10 protein-coding genes are annotated in these 18,036 nt (G+C 50.5%); 3 read left to right on the top strand and 7 right to left on the bottom strand.

Annotated elements, in window-relative coordinates:
- Positions 1-15 precede the first annotated feature (15 nt).
- From BWI97_RS10325 to BWI97_RS10310, 5 genes are all read right to left on the bottom strand, one after another.
- On the bottom strand, positions 16-2,445 hold the full coding sequence (locus tag BWI97_RS10325) for an ABC transporter permease (protein WP_102200957.1): 2,430 nt from the start codon (positions 2,443-2,445) through the stop codon (positions 16-18).
- 222 nt (positions 2,446-2,667) lie between these two features.
- A complete protein-coding gene (locus tag BWI97_RS10320) occupies positions 2,668-5,070 on the bottom strand; it encodes an ABC transporter permease (RefSeq protein ID WP_102200956.1) in 2,403 nt (800 codons plus the stop codon).
- Positions 5,071-5,175: 105 nt separating this feature from the next.
- On the bottom strand, positions 5,176-7,569 hold the full coding sequence (locus BWI97_RS10315) for an ABC transporter permease (protein WP_102200955.1): 2,394 nt from the start codon (positions 7,567-7,569) through the stop codon (positions 5,176-5,178).
- Positions 7,570-7,818: 249 nt separating this feature from the next.
- Positions 7,819-7,983: a hypothetical protein gene (locus tag BWI97_RS27655; protein ID WP_158242733.1), complete on the bottom strand. Its 165-nt coding sequence runs from the start codon at positions 7,981-7,983 to the stop codon at positions 7,819-7,821.
- Between the two features lie 20 nt (positions 7,984-8,003).
- Positions 8,004-10,403: an ABC transporter permease gene (locus BWI97_RS10310; protein ID WP_102200954.1), complete on the bottom strand. Its 2,400-nt coding sequence runs from the start codon at positions 10,401-10,403 to the stop codon at positions 8,004-8,006.
- Between the two features lie 157 nt (positions 10,404-10,560).
- On the opposite strand from BWI97_RS10310, the gene BWI97_RS28900 reads away from it, so the two are divergent.
- Positions 10,561-10,695 carry a hypothetical protein gene (locus BWI97_RS28900; protein ID WP_255402848.1) on the top strand — a complete coding sequence of 45 codons (135 nt, stop codon included), beginning with the start codon at positions 10,561-10,563 and terminating at the stop codon, positions 10,693-10,695.
- 211 nt (positions 10,696-10,906) lie between these two features.
- Here the strand turns inward: BWI97_RS28900 and BWI97_RS10305 are convergent, their stop codons facing one another.
- Complete coding sequence (locus BWI97_RS10305) at positions 10,907-13,318, bottom strand: ABC transporter permease (protein WP_102200953.1); 2,412 nt, start codon at positions 13,316-13,318, stop codon at positions 10,907-10,909.
- Between the two features lie 265 nt (positions 13,319-13,583).
- Here BWI97_RS10305 and BWI97_RS10300 point away from each other — a divergent pair, with 265 nt between their 5' ends.
- A complete protein-coding gene (locus BWI97_RS10300; protein ID WP_369826557.1) occupies positions 13,584-15,170 on the top strand; it encodes a Na+/H+ antiporter in 1,587 nt (528 codons plus the stop codon).
- Positions 15,171-15,249: 79 nt separating this feature from the next.
- Here the strand turns inward: BWI97_RS10300 and BWI97_RS10295 are convergent, their stop codons facing one another.
- Entirely contained in the window at positions 15,250-15,798 is a 549-nt protein-coding gene (locus tag BWI97_RS10295) for a hypothetical protein (protein ID WP_102200951.1), read from the bottom strand.
- Positions 15,799-16,339: 541 nt separating this feature from the next.
- Between BWI97_RS10295 and BWI97_RS10290 the strand changes: the two genes are divergently transcribed.
- A complete protein-coding gene (locus BWI97_RS10290) occupies positions 16,340-18,034 on the top strand; it encodes a GMC oxidoreductase (RefSeq protein ID WP_102200950.1) in 1,695 nt (564 codons plus the stop codon).
- The last annotated feature ends 2 nt before the right edge of the window (positions 18,035-18,036 follow it).

Genomic DNA, 18,036 nt, shown 5'->3' with positions numbered 1-18,036 from the left:
AACAAAACCGCCCTGCTATTCGGATTTCAAACTCTTTACCGGATTAACCAAAGCGGCTTTTATACTCTGGACACTCACCGTAAGCAGAGCAATGCTCAGAGCTAATACACCCGCCATAACAAAGACCCACCATTCCAGCGAAATACGGTAGGCAAACTGCTGCAACCATTCGTGCGTAACGTACCCGGCCAGCGGAATCGCCAGTATAAAGGCCAGGCCTACCAGTTGGAGGAACTCTTTGGAAAGCAGGGCAAGGATACTGCCTACCGAAGCTCCAAGTACTTTCCGTACGCCAATCTCTTTGGTACGTTGTTGCGTGGTAAACGTAACCAGACCAAACAGACCGAGACAGGCCACAAAAATGGTCAGCCCCGCAAAGACGCTCAGGAGCGTCCCCGTTTTTTGTTCGATTTGATAAGTGTTCGAGAAACGATCATTTAAAAACGAATAGCTGAAGGGTACATCAACGTGGTACTGGCTCCAAACCTGCTGCATGGTTCGCAGTAACCCGGCCACATCGCCCGCTTTGGCTTTGACGATCAGGGTACCACCCGATTGGGCCTGAACCATTACCAGAGGCGTGATGAGTTCGTGCAGGGACCGGAAGTGAAAATCTTTTACTACGCCAATGACGTGGTAGGTGGTACGGTGGCCGTTGTTGCTATGGGTGGCTAAGGTTCTGCCCAGTACATTCCCGGTCCAGCCCATCGAGCGAACGGCCGTTTCGTTGAGAAGAATACCCGTAGAATCGGTAGCAAACCGAGGGGAAAAATTGCGTCCGGCGGCGATCCGGATGTTTAACGTGGGAATGTAGGCTTCATCTACGTCGTAACGAAGGGTTTTGACGAGTAGACTGGGATTCGTCTCCGGCGAAAGGAAAAAATTATTGTTACTACTTGGCCCAGCGGGTAAATATACCGAGGCACTTACCGACTGTACCCTGGAATCCTGTAGTAACCGTTGTCGAAACGCGGCCTCGTTCGGACCTAAGGCCCAGGTTTCGGGCAGTACAATCACCTGCTCTTTGTTATACCCCAGCTCCTTATGCTGAATGTAGGAAAGCTGGCGATAGACTACGGTCGTAGCGATGATTAAGGCAATGGAAACGAAAAACTGAAACACGACCAGACTACTCCGGAAATGAATACTGCCCTTCGAAGTTTTGATCTGGAACCCGCCACCTTTCAGTACTGCCATCGGCTGGAAAGAAGACAGAAAGAAAGCGGGATAACTCCCTGCCGCTACACCCACCAGTAAACCCAGCACCAGTAAACCCACGAACAGCAGCGGATGCGTGAAGAAGGGGAAACTCAGGTGTTTGCCGGCTAGTTCGTTGAAAGCGGGTAGAGTCAGATCAACCAGTAAAAGTGAAAGAAACAGGGCCAGTCCCGTGAGCAGAATGGATTCGAACAGAAACTGTTTCATGAGTTCAGACTGCCCCGAACCCAGTACTTTCCGAATGCCCACCTCGCGGCCCCGACGGGAAGCTCCCGCCGACGAGAGGTTCATGAAATTGATGCAGGCTACCAGTAACATGAGTCCGGCAATGATACTGGAAATGTACACCGTCTGAAGATTACCGGGGGCGGAGAGATCGTACGCAAAATCGGAACGAAGGTGTATGTCCGTTAACGGCTGTAGAAAGAGCCCAAGGGCATTTCCTTTGTTGCGGAATGTTTCGTAGGGCATGCCAAAAGCCTGTTCCAGTTGCGGGCCCATGTACCGGGAAACGATCGGCGGTAATTTCCGCTCCAGTTGGGTTACATCCGTGCCGGGCGTTAGGAGGAGGTAGGTGAAAAATTCGGAAGTTAGCCAGGTCGTAGACTGAGCTTCCGCAAGCCCCGACATGGAGGCCAGTATATCGACGTGGAAATGCGAATTCGTGGGCATATCCTGCATAACGCCCGTTACCTGATACGAAGATTTCCAGGCTTTAATTTCCAGTATCTTACCTATGGGATCGGCTTCGCCGAAGTAGTTGCGGGCTACCGTTTCAGAAATAACCAGGGAGGAAGGTTTAATCAGGGCCGTTTTTGAATCGCCTTTGAGCAGCGGTAGCGTAAAGACCCGGAAAATGTTGGAATCGGCGAAGGCCATCACACTTTCCCGTAAGGACTTGGTTCCGTAGGAGATCAGCGGCGAACCCGCCAGACGAAGACGCGTAGCTTCGGCTACTTCCGGAAAGCTGGACTGAAGCGTACGGGCTACTGGAGGCATAACATGAGCCTCGTTGATACTGCCGCCTTCCGTTTTCCCTTTGAAAACTACCCGCACGATCCGGTCGGCACGCTCGTGAAAGCGGTCATAACTCCATTCATCTACCACGTATAGCATGATTAGTATACAGGTAGCCAGACCTAGAGCCAGTCCGGTAACATTGATAAGGGTGAAGGTCCGGTTCCGCAACAGGTTCCGCCAGGCAACCAAAAAGTAGTTTCTAAGCATAAGACAGGACGCTTTCAGTAGATCCGGTTACGTTCAATAGTTGTGCCGTTGGAAACTGTGTTTAAGTAACTGTCTGGTATAGAATGGAATGCAATAGTAAGAGTGTTCGTTTTTGAACAGAGTATAGTTCGGAAACGAACAATGGAGTAAAGATTCAAAAGGAAAGGATGGCTTCGGAACGGGTCGAACACGAATCCTAACCCGTTCCAAAAAGGAGCTAGCTTACTCTGATTTCAACGACTTGACCGGATTCGTGGTCGCGGCTCGGTAGGATTGCCAGCTTACCGTGCATAGAGTAACCAGTAGCGTGAGTAGCATGGCCCCAGCGTACGTTTGCCAGCCCAAGTGAATTTTGTAGGTGTAACCTTCCAGCCAGTTCGTCATGATCCAGCCACCCAGTGGGGCCGCTACGACAAACGCCAGCAGGATGAGTCGTCCGAATTCGGTACCGAAGAGCGTCAGAATTTGGCCGACGCTGGCACCGAGTACCTTGCGTACCCCGATTTCCTTGGTTTTCTGAGCGGCCATAAAGCTGACCAGTCCGTACAAACCCAGACAGCCGATGAAGATGGCAATGAAGGAAAAGACGCGAACCAGTTGCAGCATCAGCTGTTCGGTTTCGTAGGCTTTGGCAATGCGTTGGTCCAGGAACGATTGCTTGTAGAGGTAGTCCGGAAAGGTTTCGTTCCAAACGCCTTCAATGCCGCCCAGGGTTTGGGGCAAATGAGAGCTGCGGACCTTCAGACCGACGTACTGATACGCCTTCGGAAACGGGAAAATGGTGACGGGTTCAATCCGGTTTTGTAAGGAAAGGTTATTCCAGTTTTTCACTACGCCCACAATCGGAGCCTTGAAGCCCCAGAGTTCCAGCGATCGCCCGACGATCTCCTGCGGCAGCCGACCAAGCTTCTCGGCGTAAGCTTCGTTGACGAGAAAGCCCCGAATGGAATCGCTTTCGGGCAAATTTGTACCAGCCACGAGTTTAAGTCCGTACGTTTGTAAGTATTGAGCATCGCCGCCTTTGGTATTGACGTCCCAGATTTCTTCCTTCTGTCGATTGTCAAAATGATGGTTGGAGCGATTGTTGTTCCCGCTCGTTGGTGGAGTGGAACTAAAGCTCAGCTGCTCTACGCCGCTTACCTGCAAGAGGCGATTGCGTAGCGTTTGCAGGTTGATCTGATCGGTCGTGGGAAGGTTGACCAGTACAATCGAAGTGGGATCGTAGCCAATGTCTTTTCCCCGGAAAAAATCCATTTGTTGCGTAACCACCAGCGTTCCAATGAGTAGCAGTTGGGTCAGCGTAAACTGAACTACCACCAATCCTCGGCGAATGGACATGCCGCCCACTTGTTGCGTACTGATTTTTCCCTTTAAGGCCGCGACGGGCTGAAAACCCGCCAGAATGAGTCCCGGATACGAACCCGCTAATAGCGTTACGACGATCAGTAATACAGCCAGAAAAATCAGCAGTAGGGGATCGGAAAAAAGATCGAACGTACCGAGCAGATTCAGGTCCGAAGCCTGATGTACCCATTGACTCAGCACCGGAGCCAGCAATTCTACGAGCAATACGGCAAAGGCAATGGCGGTCAGGGTAATGAGTCCGGTCTCGGCGATGAATTGCCAGAATAACTGCCCGTTCGTTCCACCCATCACTTTGCGGACGCCTACTTCTTTGGAGCGTTTGAGGGCCTGGGCCGTCGCCAGATTCACGAAATTGATACAGGCCGTCAGTAACAAAAAGAGGCCAACCGAAGCCAATGCGTACAGTTGCGTGACGGTAAGCTGCTCGTTGTATTCCGCTGAAAAGTGAAAGTCAGTCAGGGAAATAAGCGGATGCCGAATTTCCTTGTAATCGTCCGGATGATACTTTTTCACGAAACCCTTGAGTGCCTGCTCAACGCTGGCTGGCGAAGTGCCTTTGCGTAGTAACACCAGACAGTGGGTACGTGAACTGACGCCACCCCAGTCGTCGAGTTTATACGCCACGTTGTTTTTATAACCCGGTAGCGTAGCCCAGGAAATAAACAATTCCTGCCGCTGATCCGTATTCTCGGGAATGTCGGCCAGGATACCGCTGACTTTCAGATCCAGGTCATTATTGATCCGCAGACGTAGACCTATCGGGTTCGCCAGGCCAAAGTATTTTTCCGCCATTCGCCGCGTCATCACCACGGTATTGGGCTGATCCAACGCGTGCTTCGGGTTTCCTGCCAGCCATTGGTAATCCAGAATGTCGAAGTACGAAGGCTCGGCGTAGGTGAGCGTTTCTTCTTCCTCGAATTTCTTAAAAGGCCGGGAGTTGGGGACACTGACCAAGGTATTGTACTGGAGGTAGGTCATCGCAACTTTTTCCAAAAAGGAATAGTCATTTCGCAGGGCCTGCCCGAGGGGGAGCGGTACGCCCGACTGATACTCCGTGCTTTCTCCGCTAAATTCCGTTACCACCCGGTACGTGCGATCTTTCTTCGTATGGTAGGTATCAAAGCTGAACTGAAACTTCAGGACCTGAAAAATCAGCACGGTACAGGTAAGGCCCAGACCCAGTCCCAGGATATTCAGCAAGGCGTATCCCTTGTAGCGAAGCAACGTTCGGTAGGCGACGAGGAAATAATTCTTTAGCATCTTTGGATAGATAAGGATGAAGCAATGATCGCTTTGCTGAAGCTTTTCTAACAATTACTAAGGAGACAAAGAGTTCGGTACAAGCGTAGATCAGGCATTCCCTCACTATTCCGACTTTAACGAACGTACCGGATTCGCCGTAGCGGCTCGGATCGCCTGCGTACTGACGGTCAGCAGGGCGATGAGTAGTGCCATCAGTCCGGCTCCGGCAAAGACCCACCAGTGCATTTCGATGCGGTAGGCAAAGTCTTCGAGCCAGCGGTGCATGGCGTACCAGGCCAGCGGAAAAGCAACCAGAGCTGCAACGCCGACCAGTAGCAGAAAATCTTTCGAGAGCATGCCGACGATATTCGGTACGCTGGCTCCCAGTACTTTCCGAATGCCGATTTCCTTGGTACGCTGTTCGGCGGTGAAGGTAACCAGCCCAAACAAGCCTAAACAGGCAATGAAAATGGTGAGGATCGTAAACGTGAGTAAGAGTTGGCCCTGCTTTTGCTCGCTTTCGTACTGGTGAGCGAAGTTCTGATCAAGAAAACTATATTCGAAATCACTGGCTGGATCGAATTGTCGATACACTGTTTGGATATAGGCCAGAGCCGCTTCCGTTTGTTCGGGACGAATGCGTACGTATAAGTTATCCTGCTGCGTACCCAAAGCCCGTTGAATCACCAGCGGCTCAATCGTATGCTGGAGGGAGTAGGTGTGGAAATCTTTGACGACGCCAATCACCTGAAAATGGAGTCGGGGACTCTCCGTATCCTCCGTATTGGCTTCCACGATTTTACCGATGGGATCTTTCCAGCCCAGTTTCTTCACCAGTGTTTCATTCACCAGTACCGCTTGGGTTACATCGGTTTCCCGGTTTTTATCAAAGTTTCGACCCGCGACGAGTGGAGTTTCCATCGTTGTCAGAAAATCTTCATCCGCGTCGAGCCGCTGCATCATCATGCTGGCATCCGAAACTTTTCCGTTGGTTTCAAAGTGGTATCCCCGCGAGCCGATATTGTTATTGCCAATGGGGTTGCCAACCGCAGCCGCAGCCGTAATGAGTGGACTTTTCAACAGTTGTTCCTTGAAGGCGGAAATGTGCTTGCGTACCTCCATCTTATCAATGTGAAAGGACAGGGTCTGCTCGCGGTTGAAACCCAGATCTTTCGTTGCGGTATAGTGCATTTGCTGGTAGATGACGGCCGAACCGACCAGCATACTAATTGTAATCACAAACTGGAACGTAACCAGCGACTGCCGGAATCGTTTGTTAGTGGCTGAACTCCCTAACTGGCCTTTCAACGCCGGAATAGTCCGGAAACCCGAGAGGAATAAGGCTGGGTACGTACCGCTGAGCAGACCCGTCAACAGACAAAAGAACACCAGAAAGCCTAGGCTGGGCAGGACGCCAAATTGCCAGAGGGAAAGCTCTTTTCCCGAAAACGTATTGAAAAAGGGCAGTAGCAATTCCGTTAGCAGAATACCCAGAATTGCCGCGAACAAGCTCAGTAGCAGGGACTCAGCCAGAAACAAGCTTACCAATTGGTTACGCTCCGAGCCAATGGCTTTCCGTACCCCCACCTCGCGTACCCGCAGCGAGGAACGGGCCGTACTTAAGTTCATGTAATTGATGGCCGCAATGAGCAGGACCAGTACGGCTACGATACTGAAGACCAGGACGTAGGTAGCGTCCCCATTCGCACTCATTTCAAAACTCAGATGCGAATGTAAATGAATGTCCACCAGCGGTTGAAGATTAAGCTGGTAATTGACTTTCCCCATTTCCTGGAGTAAATGATCCGGGAAGAAACGTTGGATTTTTTTTTCGAAAGCTACGGCATCCGTATTCGGGCGAAGCAGTACGTAGGTGTACAGGTTAAAGTTTTGCCAGCCGTCGGTAAAGTTAGCGGGCATGGAACGCAGGGCACTGAATTGCAGGTGGGAGTTCGTGGGAAGATCCTGCAGAACGCCCGTGATGACGTTGCCCAGATTATTCTCCAGGTATACCGTTTGGTTCAGGGCTTTTGCTGGACTACCGAAAAGTTTCGTCGCCAGCTGTTCCGTGATGACCAATGAGTTGGGCTTGCTTAAGGCCGTCTTCGGATCGCCGTACAAAAAAGGAAATTGAAAGACCTGGAATACGTTTCCATCCGTGAATATCATGTCATTGACTCTCAATTGAGTCTTGCCCCATTGGATCAAACCACCTCCTTCGGGAGCGAAGCGTACGGCCTGCTCGATTTCGGGATAATCTTTCTTCAGCGTCGGTGCATAGGGAGCGGAAGTTAGGGCGGTCTTAAACTGACCCGTCTCCCAGTTGGCCTCGTGTGTTACGCGATAAATCCGATCCGAATTTTCGTGAAAACGATCATAGCTCAGCTCATCCGCTACGTACAACCCAATCATCCAGAAAGCGGCCAACCCTACGGCCAGACCGAGCAGATTAATCACCGAAAAAACCTTGTTTTTCAGTAGATTACGAAAGGCGATTTTAAAATGATTTTTTAACATCGGTCGCAAGGGTTGCAGGTATGGGTTAACGTGTGCTGGAAAGCTGCGTAGTTCGTTTCGTTTACTCGGTAATGGCGTACTAGAATGACTGGTAAGTGAAAGTTAATCTACCGGTTAGAAAAGTCGTGCCGATGAAAGGTAAGAAGGGTTAAGGTGTTGGTATTCAGTAATTAATATAAAAACAAGTGTTCGGAAGCGTACAATGTGTCGTACGCTTCCGAACAGCTTTCTTTAGTGCTTTTGATTGAATTATTCCGATTTCAGCGATTGAACCGGATTCATCAACGCCGCCCGGATGGCCTGATAGCTAACGGTGAGTAGGGTTACCGGTAGGGTAGCCAGAGCCGCCCCGGCAAAAATCCAGCCCGAACCGAATCCGCAGGAAGTTCCAGCAACCCGAATCCTTGACAACAAACAACCCAAAACTTTAAACCCTACTCGCTTTTTAAACTCTTGGCCGGATTGGCCAGAGCGGCCCGGAAGGATTGCCAGCCCACAGTCAGGGCGGCAATAGCGGTGGTGAGCAGAATGGCCAGAGCAAACGTCTCCCAGCCGATCGAAATCCGGTACGTGTATTCTTTCAGCCACTGCGACATCAGCCACCAACCCAGGGGTGCCGCGATGGCAAAGGCTACGAGAATCAGGCGGGCAAATTCTCTTCCAAACAGTCCCAAGATTTGAATCAAACTGGCACCGAGTACTTTCCGAACGCCGATCTCCTTGGTTTTCTGAGCCGCCAGGAAACTGACCAGTCCGTACAGGCCCAGGCAGCCGATGAAAATGGCGATGAACGAAAAGATCCGTATGGTTTGCAGCATCAGGGATTCACTCTTGTACATTTTCGCAATACGCTCGTCCATGAATGATTGCTCGTAGAGGTGATTGGGATAGGTATCATTCCAAACGCTCTCCACGCCCGCCAAAGTGCCGGGCAAATCACGCGTGCTGACGCGGACGGCCCCGAATTTTTGAAAATCCCGGGCGGAGAATATCGCAATCGGACTGATTTCTTCCCGCAGGGACAAATTATTAAAGTCTTTGATCACGCCTACGATGGGAGCCGATACGCCCCAGACATCTAAATTCTGGCCAAGTACATCCTGAATTTTTAATCCTAATTTCTTAACGTAGGCTTCGTTGACCAGGTATTCCCGAGCCGTATCACTTTCGATAATGTTCCGACCGGCCAGTAATTTCAGGCCAAATGTGTTGGCATAGGTATAGTCAGCTGGCTTGATTACCAGACTCCAGGGTTCAACCTCCGTGTGGGAACCAAACCGATGGTTGGTGGAGAAATTAGTGGTAGACGTAGGCGGAGCCGCAAAAAAGGATACGGCTTCGACGCCGGGTACCTGTCCAAGCCGATGCCGGAAGGTTTGAAGATTGGTCTGTTCGGGTGTCGGGTTGGGAATGACAATGATCGCCGAAGGGTCGTAACCAATGTCCTGGTTGCGGTAAAAACCCATTTGCTGGGTAATCACGATCGTACTGATAATCAATACCTGAGTGATAATGAATTGGACGATCACCAGACTGCGGCGTACGGATAAACCACCGACCTGCTGCGTATTGATTTTGCCCTTCAGAGCGGCTACGGGTTGAAAACCCGACAGGATCATACCCGGATAAAAGCCCGCCAGAAGTGTCACCACTAGTAATAAACCCAGTAAAAAAGCCCACAGGAGTGGTTCCTGAAAGAAGGAAAACGTACCCGTAAAATTGATACTCGTCTGATTTTTGATGGCTGCGTTCGCCAGGGGAATCAGTACTTCGCTGAGGCCCACGGCTACCACGATGGCGATGAACGTAATAAGTCCAGTTTCAGTGAGGAACTGACCAAAAAGCTGGGCTTTCGTACCGCCGATGACCTTGCGTACGCCTACTTCTTTCGAACGTTTAAGAGCCTGAGCCGTCGCCAGATTCACGAAATTGATGCAGGCCGTCAGCAGTAGAAACAAACCGATCGCCGCCAGTACGTAAAACATCGTATCCTTTGCTCCGCCGTAATTCGAATCAAAATGCAGTCTTTTCAAAGGTACCAGCGGGTAGGAGCCCTCTTTCGCATCCTCGCCCAGGTATTTTTGACGAAATGCGGGCATCAGCTTATTCAAACGTTCAATGTCAGCCTCCTTTTTAAAAAGGATCAGACAGTTCGTGCTGGAATTGGTCCAACCCCAGTTATCTACCTCAATACCGTCCCATTGCTTGGGCATGGAGGCCCAGGAAATGAATACTTCCAGGCGGCGGTCCGTATTCTCGGGAATATCCGCTACGATGCCCGTTACCTTTAAATCCATGGTATTTTCCAGACGAATTATCTTCCCAACCGCCTGCTCCGTGCCAAAGTATTTTTCGGCCATTTTTCGGGTAAGTACGACGGTGTTGGGGGCCGTCAGTTCCTTTGGTGAGCCCGCCAGCCACTGATAATCCAGAATATGGAAATAATCGGGTTCAACAAAACCGATGGTTTTTTCTTCTTTGAATTTTTTCTGAACCGTACCCTTGCTGTCCGGAATGGTGATGAGGCGATTGCCTACGGCCATGAGAACCGACACGCGTTCCAGAAAGGCAAAATCGTTTCGCAGAGCCTTGGCGACGGGGGCGGGGACGCCGGACGAATGACTCACCCCATTTTCGTCCTTATTTTCCGTAGTCACCTGCACAATCCGATCTGCGTTCGCGTGATAGCGATCGAAGCTGGTCTGGAATTTAATCACCTGAAAAATCAGGATGCTACAGGCAATGCCCAACGTTAGGCCCAATACATTAAGCAGCGTATAGCCTTTGTATCGAAGCAGGGTGCGATAGGCGACCAGGAAGTAGTTACGTAGCATGGGATGGATGGTTTGTCCGTTGATGGTTGGAAAGAGTTCGTATTGGTTTCTTCAAAAACTCCTAACGAGTGAAGCGGCTGACAACTCAATAATGATGGATTAATGTATTTCGCTTTGAACAGACCGAATTTGTTCCCGTAAGCACGCCTGACATTCCATGGGGGCCATCCCATGGCAGCAACCGCCCGCTCTGGGCCACCGCATTGCGGCTGTCGTAGGTCGTTCAGTGGCCGTTATGGAATGGCTTACGGGCGGGAGAAGTTTGCTTCTTCTGACAGAAGTTGTTAGTTAATAGTCGGAGGTTGTTAAAATACAGCCTAAAATTTGCATGGGCGACATAAACCCGGGCCCCGTCCTATCGCGATAAGCCGCCTACCATTCAATGGTGGCTCCCTCAGCAATGCGGTGGCTCTGAGCAAGAGGAAGTGAGTGGCGTTCGCGATATGGACTAAAAAATCAGCCACCTCTACAGGATGAAAAACAGTCCTATTGCTAATCATCCTCTACTCACTCTTCAAACTCTTCGCCGGGTTAGCCGTAGCGGCCCGGAAGGATTGCCAGCCAACGGTCAGGGTAGCAATGAAGGCCGTGGTGAAAATGGCTACCAGGAAGGTCGTCCAGCCAATACTGATGCGGTAAGTATAATCTTCCAGCCAGCCCGACATCACCCACCAGCCCAGCGGAGCGGCTACGACGAAGGCCAGTACCACCAGTTTGGCGAACTCTTTTCCAAACAAAGCCAGAATCTGGGCTACGCTGGCACCGAGTACTTTCCGAACGCCGATTTCCTTGGTTTTTTGAGCCGCCATGAAGCTGACCAGTCCGTACAGACCCAGGCAACCAATGATGATGGCGATGAAGGAAAAGACGCGAATCAGATTCAGAATCAGGTTTTCGGTTTGATACGACTGAGCAATACGTTGATCCAGGAAGGTCTGATCGTACAGGTGATCGGGATACACTTCATTCCAAAGCTGTTCGATCCCGGCCAGCGTCTGGGGGAGGTGAGCCGTACTGACTTTTAACGCTCCCGTGTAGTAGAGGTTATGATCGGAGAACAAGACCACGGGTTGAATCTGATTGTGAAAAGAAAGGTTATTCCAGTCTTTCACTACCCCAGCGATGGGAGCAGTCCGGCCCCAAACGGTCATATTACGCCCGACGACATCGGCGGGTTTCAGATTTCCACCCAGCCGTTTTACGTACGTTTCATTCACCATAAACGCACGCGTGGTATCACTTTCGGGAATGTTTTTACCGGCTACTAGCTTCAGACCAAAGGTTTGCAGGTAATGTGAGTCAATGGGTTTCGTATTAACGGACCATTTCTCGTCTTCCTGCCGGGTATCGAACCGGTGGTTGGTATTGTTGTTGGAATTGCTGGTGGGAGCCTGGGACACAAACGAAACTTTCTCTACGCCGGGTATCTGCATAAACCGATGGCGAAGGGACTCGGTGACTTTGTCCGGCGTAGGTAAATTCACCATGACAATCGCGGTAGGATCATAGCCAATGTCTTTTCCCCGGAAAAAATCCATTTGCTGGGTGATCACGATGGTTCCGATGATGAGCAGTTGCGTCAACACAAACTGTACCATCACCAGACCCCGGCGTACGGATAAGCCGCCCACCTGTTGCGTACTGATTTTGCCTTTCAACGCTGCTACGGGCTGGAAACCCGCCAGTACCAGTCCAGGGTACGAACCCGAAAAGAAGGTAACCACTACGACCAGTACCAACAGGAACAAGAGCATGGGCAAGTCGGTAAACAGCTGAAGGTTGCCGAAGAGATTGAGCCCCGCCGTTTCATACACCCAGTGGTTGACGCTGGGTAAAACCAGCTCGGTCAGCAGTACGGCCATAATAACGGAGCACAAGGTAATGAGTCCGGTTTCGGAAAGAAACTGAGCAAAAAGCTGTCCTTTCGTACCCCCGATGACTTTGCGTACGCCTACTTCTTTGGAACGTTTAAGGGCCTGAGCCGTTGCCAGATTCACGAAATTGATGCAGGCCGTCAGTACCAAAAACAAGCCAATGATCGCCAGGGCGTACAACTGACTTTTACTGATCTGAGCATCGAAATCGAAGGCAAAGTGAGCGTCCTGAACGGAAATGAAGGGATGAAACCACTCGTTGCCATCTTTGGGGTGATACTTGTTAATAAACTTCCGCATGGGCTGCTCCAACGTTTTGGGATCGACACCCGGACGCATCAAAACAAAACAATGCGTACTGGAATTGACACCGCCCCAATTATCGAGTCCTGCCCCTCCCGCATTTTTATAGTTTTTGAGCGTTTCCCAGGAAATAAACATTTCCTGACGTACGTCCGTATTTTCCGGAATATCCGCTAAAAGACCGCTTACTTTTAAATCCAGTTCATTGTCAACTTTGAGGCGTTTCCCAATCGGGTCTTCCGTACCAAAAAATTTGGTCGCCAGCTTTTTCGTAAGTACGACGCTGTTGGGTTGGGTCAGCGACAGGCGTGCGTTGCCGTTGAGCCATTGGTAATCCATGATGCTGAAAAACTCGGGTTCTACGTAGGCAATAGAATGGTCTTCCTTAAATTTCTTGAGCGGACGTCCCTTGGCATCGGGTACGGAAACCAGGATGTCATGCTGATCGAAGATCATGGCCGTACGCTCGAAGAAAGACAGGTCATTTCGAAGGGCTTTCGCCATGGGCGTAGGAACGCCACTCGAACGGCCTACCCCATCGGAATGCCACTCGGTCATTACCCGATAAATGCGGTCTTTCTGGGTGTGATACGCATCGAAACTGGTTTGAAACTTAAGGACCTGAAAGATCAGAATACCACAGGTAAGGCCCAGGGTAAGGCCAATAACATTGAGTAGCGTATAGCCTTTATAACGCAGGAGGGTCCGGTAAGCGACGAGGAAGTAATTACGTAGCATAGCAAATCAGCGATCGGTTGGTAAGGCTGGTCTAAAGTTGTGCCGTTACGAAAGGCAAAGAGGTAAGTATTTGAAAATCAATAGTTGTAAAAAATAAAATTGTCCGAAAGCGAACGATCTCTGTTCGCTTTCGGACAATTTTACAAAATTGGACCAAAGTCATCGCTTTTCAATCAGCCTTCTCAGGCTAGACTACGCTTTATTTTTCCCCGACTGCGTGTGCGTAAAAACCGGGCTTCCTTTTATTTTAGCACGGACCTATCCCTTGCGTAACACTTCCATGTTTGACGTTTTCCCCTATTATCTGGCTCTCATTGTTGCGATTGTCTTGCTCATTATGCTGGCCCAGCGAATTCGGGTAGCCTATCCCATTGTACTGGTGTTGGCGGGACTGGCCTTCAGTTTTCTGCCGGGATTGCCCTCCATCCAGATCGATCCGGAACTGATTTTCATCATTTTCCTGCCGCCGCTCCTGTACGAAGCCGCCTGGAATACCTCCTGGAAAGAACTATGGCGGTGGCGACGGATCATTACCAGCTTCGCCTTTCTGATTGTCTTTGTCTCGGCTTTTTCGGTGGCTCTGGTCGCCGCCCATTTTATTCCCGGCTTCACGCTAGCCCTGGGCTTTTTGCTGGGCGGGATCGTATCGCCGCCCGACGCCGTAAGTGCCGGAGCCATTCTGAAATTCGTGAAAGTACCCAAACGGATGGCGTCGATTCTGGAAGGAGAAAGTCTGCTCAACGACGCGTCCAGTTTGATCATCTTCCGTTTTGCCCTGATTGCCGTCAGTACAGGCCATTTTCTGGCGGGAAATGCGGCTTTGAATTTTGTGTGGATGGTAGTGGGCGGGATCGGCGTGGGTGTATTGATTGCCTTACTGTTTTTCAAAACGCACCGACTCTTACCCACCGATGCCAATACGGATCTGGTCTTCACGCTGGTTGCTCCGTATATCATGTACATCACGGCGGAAGAAATCCACTGTTCGGGCGTATTAAGCGTGGTGAGTGGGGGACTGTTTCTGTCGCAGCGGCGGCATTTGTTCCTGAGCAGTACGAGTCGCCTGCGAACGAGCAACGTCTGGGAATCGCTAGTTTTTATCCTGAACGGACTGGTCTTCATGCTGATTGGGCTGGACTTGCCGGAAATCACTGCGAACCTCGACGGCGTCAGCATTTATACCGCCATTGGTTACGGTGTGCTGATTACGGGTACGCTGATGATCAGTCGCATGATCTCGACGTATTCGGCCATCTTCGTTACGCTGTTTGCCAGACGATACATCACTGTAGCAGACAGTCGGCATCCGGGGTATAAAGCTCCTTTTCTGATGGGCTGGGCCGGGATGCGGGGCGTTGTGTCGCTGGCGGCGGCATTATCCATTCCCGTATACCTAGATAACGGCACGGAATTTCCGCAACGGAACCTGATCCTGTTCATCACCTTTATTGTGATTTTGCTGACGTTAGTGGTACAGGGCCTGACCCTGCCGTACCTGATTCGAGCCTTCCGGATTTCCGATATGGACCACTTTCTGCCGGAAGAAGATGATTACCATGCCATGCACAAGCAATTGGTCGAGCAGAGTCTAAAACGATTGCGAGACCAGTATCCAATGGGCTTAAATGATCAGCCCGTGCTAAAAGAGCTGGTACAGAAATGGGAGAACAGTACGCTGGTACTGGAAGATCAGTTGCTCAGTACGCAATCGCGGGAAGTCTATCTGGAGATGTTAGATCAGCAGCGAAAATGGCTCCGCGAGTGGAACAAGGATCCCCTGGTGAACGAAGAAGTCATTCGCAAACACCTGTTACGGCTGGATCTGGAGGAAGAGAAAATTCACTATTTGTAAAAGACTTTTACACGGTCCAAAGTAACTGGAGGCGAGGCATTAGCAAGTCCGTTATCTTCTAATCAGACTTGCTAATGCCTTATTTCAGAACTCTAAACATCTCCTGAACCTCCTCCTGTCGATGGAGTGGTACTATGGTAAATACGTAACTATCTGAATCGATATCCAGAATTTCCAGAGCATAACCCAAGGGCTTTAATTCGTTTTGATTAATCAAGTCTAGGACCTCGCCGGTATGAACATTACGACCGTATTTCTCTTCGTTCGACAGTGAGCCCGGGTAGTTTTTTGCTACCAGTAAAGCGATGATCCAATAGCGAACTCCCTGCTCTGTTTCTTTCCAGTCCACTTCCGCCATTTCGTTATGATTCAGTAAGATATCGACGAATGCGATTTTGGGTAATAAGGCCTTGTGGGCCTTAAGCGAGAGCCCACGAGCCGCCAGTAGGTACTCACCTTTTTCGTCAAAAAACGATTCCGGACGATCGAAGGCTTGTCGGACCTTGCGTAGTAATTTATCCTTTAGCGTTTCAGAGACGGCAATAGTATGAATGACGTTTTCGTAAAACGCGAAGTCGGGCTGGTCCTTTTTCTTTTTTGGACCAAACCAGTTGGAGAAGAAGCTCATGGATGCGGGTAAATGAATGAAAATTCCTTAGTAAAGCTCAGCTTCGTAACCCGGTCGGCGGCGAGCCAGGTAAAAGCCTATAAAACGTAGGCTGATACATGCGGAATACATAGGCAGGGGACCTATTCGGAATCTGCACTGCTACAAAAATAGCTTCTTCATGGCTACAATTCCTACCGATTCGATCATATTATATTTCAATAAAATATCAACAAGTTGCTAGTTTAGCCGCTCGCTCCGATTTTTAAATCGGGGCGGTCCTGGTTTGGCGTCTGCGAGGTCCAGCTACCTATCACCCCAACTCAGCTTACTAAAAAAATGAATATTTTGCTTGGCACGATTTGAAACCGTCATGTAATGATCGGGTGATTGGTTGAGCATTGCAGACGGCCGACCAATCACCCGAAACCAGCCTACCAGGAAAATACCAATAATTACCCATATGCCAGGAAACGACATCGGTATTCCTAGTTTATCACTATAAAAAATAAATAAATTTTTATTTTAGTGTTAGATTACACGAATACTGTACGTTGCTGAAATGAAAGAAGAACGTTCCTACGATGCCATTGTCATCGGTTCGGGTATTAGTGGCGGCTGGGCGGCCAAAGAACTCTGCGAAAAGGGCTTAAAAACCCTGGTACTGGAACGCGGTCGCCCGATCGAGCACCTCAAAGATTACCCGACCGCCCCCCTGCATCCCTGGCAGGTACCACACCGGGGCCGGATGAGTAAAGCGTTTCTGGATGAAAATCCCTTAATTAGCAAAGCCGCCGGGTTTGGCTCGGATACGGCTCATTTCTTCATTCGTGATCAGGATCATCCCTACATTCAGGAGCAACCGTTCGACTGGATTCGTGGCTATCAGGTAGGTGGCAAATCATTGACCTGGGGCCGGGCCTGTCAGCGGTGGAGCGATTTCGAATTTACCGCTCCCCAGCGGTTTGGGTACGGCATCGACTGGCCCATTCGTTACGCCGATATTGCTCCCTGGTACACACACGTGGAGAAATTCATCGGGGTTTGTGGCCATGCGGATGGGATCGAAGCCATGCCCGACGGTGAATTTCTCCCGCCTTTTCAGCTCAACTGCGTAGAAACGGCTCTTCAGGAATCTATCCGGAAGCATTACCCGGATCGTCATCTGGTACAGGCCCGCTGGGCTCATCTGACGCAACCCAAAGACATTCACCTGCAACAGGGGCGGGGAAAGTGTCAGGCTCGTAACCTGTGCATGCGAGGCTGTCCGTATGGGGGCTATTTTAGCTCCGTATCTTCCACCTTGCCCTGGGCTCAGAAAACGGGAAAACTTACCATTCGGCCGCATTCCGTTGTGCACTCCATTCGCTACGACGAAGCCACGCAGAAAGCGTCGGGCGTTCGGGTGATTGATGCGGAGAGCAACGAGGTCATTGACTTTTCGGCCCGTGTCATTTTTGTGAATGCCTCGGCTCTAAACAGCAATTTGATTTTGCTCAATTCCCGCTCGAACCGTTTCCCGAATGGACTAGGCAACGACTCCGGACTGCTGGGTAAGTACGTGGCCTTTCATAATTACCGGGCCAGTTTGCACGCGGAAATGCCGGGATTTACCGACCGCTACTATTTCGGCCGTAATCCGACGGATGCCATCATCGCCAACTACCGTAATCTGGCGAAGCAGGATACTGATTACCTGGGCGGATTTACGACCTTTCTGGGAGCTTACCGGAAGAAAGGAACGTTGACGGCCAAGAGGCCGGGCTTTGGGACGGAATTTAAAAAAGCCATGACCGAACCCGGTACTTGGCAGATTTACATGTACATGCAGGGTGAAACCATTCCGAAGGATAGCAATCACGTGCGATTGAGTACAGATCAGACGGATGCCTGGGGTATTCCGAGTCTGATTACCTCGGTAGGGTACGACGAAAACGATGAGAAAATGACTGAGGACTTTATTCGGGAAAGTAAGACCATGCTTGAAAAGGCGGGATGCACGAATATCGAAACACACGATAACAGGCAGGCTCCGGGTCTCGACATTCACGAAATGGGAGGAGTACGCATGGGCCGTGATCCGAAGACGTCCCTGCTCAACGCTCACAATCAGATGCACGCCGTACCCAATGTGTTCGTGACCGACGGAGCCTGTATGACCAGCACGGGCAACCAAAGTCCCTCGCTGCTGTACATGGCTCTGACGGCCCGGGCCGCCGCATACGCTGCTAAAGAGTTAAAAGCCCGACGTTTATAATT

The organism is Siphonobacter sp. BAB-5405, assembly GCF_002872335.1.
Taxonomy (GTDB): Bacteria; Bacteroidota; Bacteroidia; order Cytophagales; family Spirosomataceae; genus Siphonobacter.
This window is presented reverse-complemented; position numbering and strand designations above follow the sequence as displayed.

What these genes read in the sequence shown, in the direction of transcription:
- BWI97_RS10325 (WP_102200957.1), bottom strand. Translation starts at nt 2,445, where the DNA reads ATGCTTAGAAACTACTTTTTGGTTGCCTGGCGGAACCTGTTGCGGAAC.
- BWI97_RS10320 (WP_102200956.1), bottom strand. Translation starts at nt 5,070, where the DNA reads ATGCTAAAGAATTATTTCCTCGTCGCCTACCGAACGTTGCTTCGCTAC.
- BWI97_RS10315 (WP_102200955.1), bottom strand. Translation starts at nt 7,569, where the DNA reads ATGTTAAAAAATCATTTTAAAATCGCCTTTCGTAATCTACTGAAAAAC.
- BWI97_RS10310 (WP_102200954.1), bottom strand. Translation starts at nt 10,403, where the DNA reads ATGCTACGTAACTACTTCCTGGTCGCCTATCGCACCCTGCTTCGATAC.
- BWI97_RS28900 (WP_255402848.1), top strand. Translation starts at nt 10,561, where the DNA reads ATGGGGGCCATCCCATGGCAGCAACCGCCCGCTCTGGGCCACCGCATT.
- BWI97_RS10305 (WP_102200953.1), bottom strand. Translation starts at nt 13,318, where the DNA reads ATGCTACGTAATTACTTCCTCGTCGCTTACCGGACCCTCCTGCGTTAT.
- BWI97_RS10295 (WP_102200951.1), bottom strand. Translation starts at nt 15,798, where the DNA reads ATGAGCTTCTTCTCCAACTGGTTTGGTCCAAAAAAGAAAAAGGACCAG.
- BWI97_RS10290 (WP_102200950.1), top strand. Translation starts at nt 16,340, where the DNA reads ATGAAAGAAGAACGTTCCTACGATGCCATTGTCATCGGTTCGGGTATT.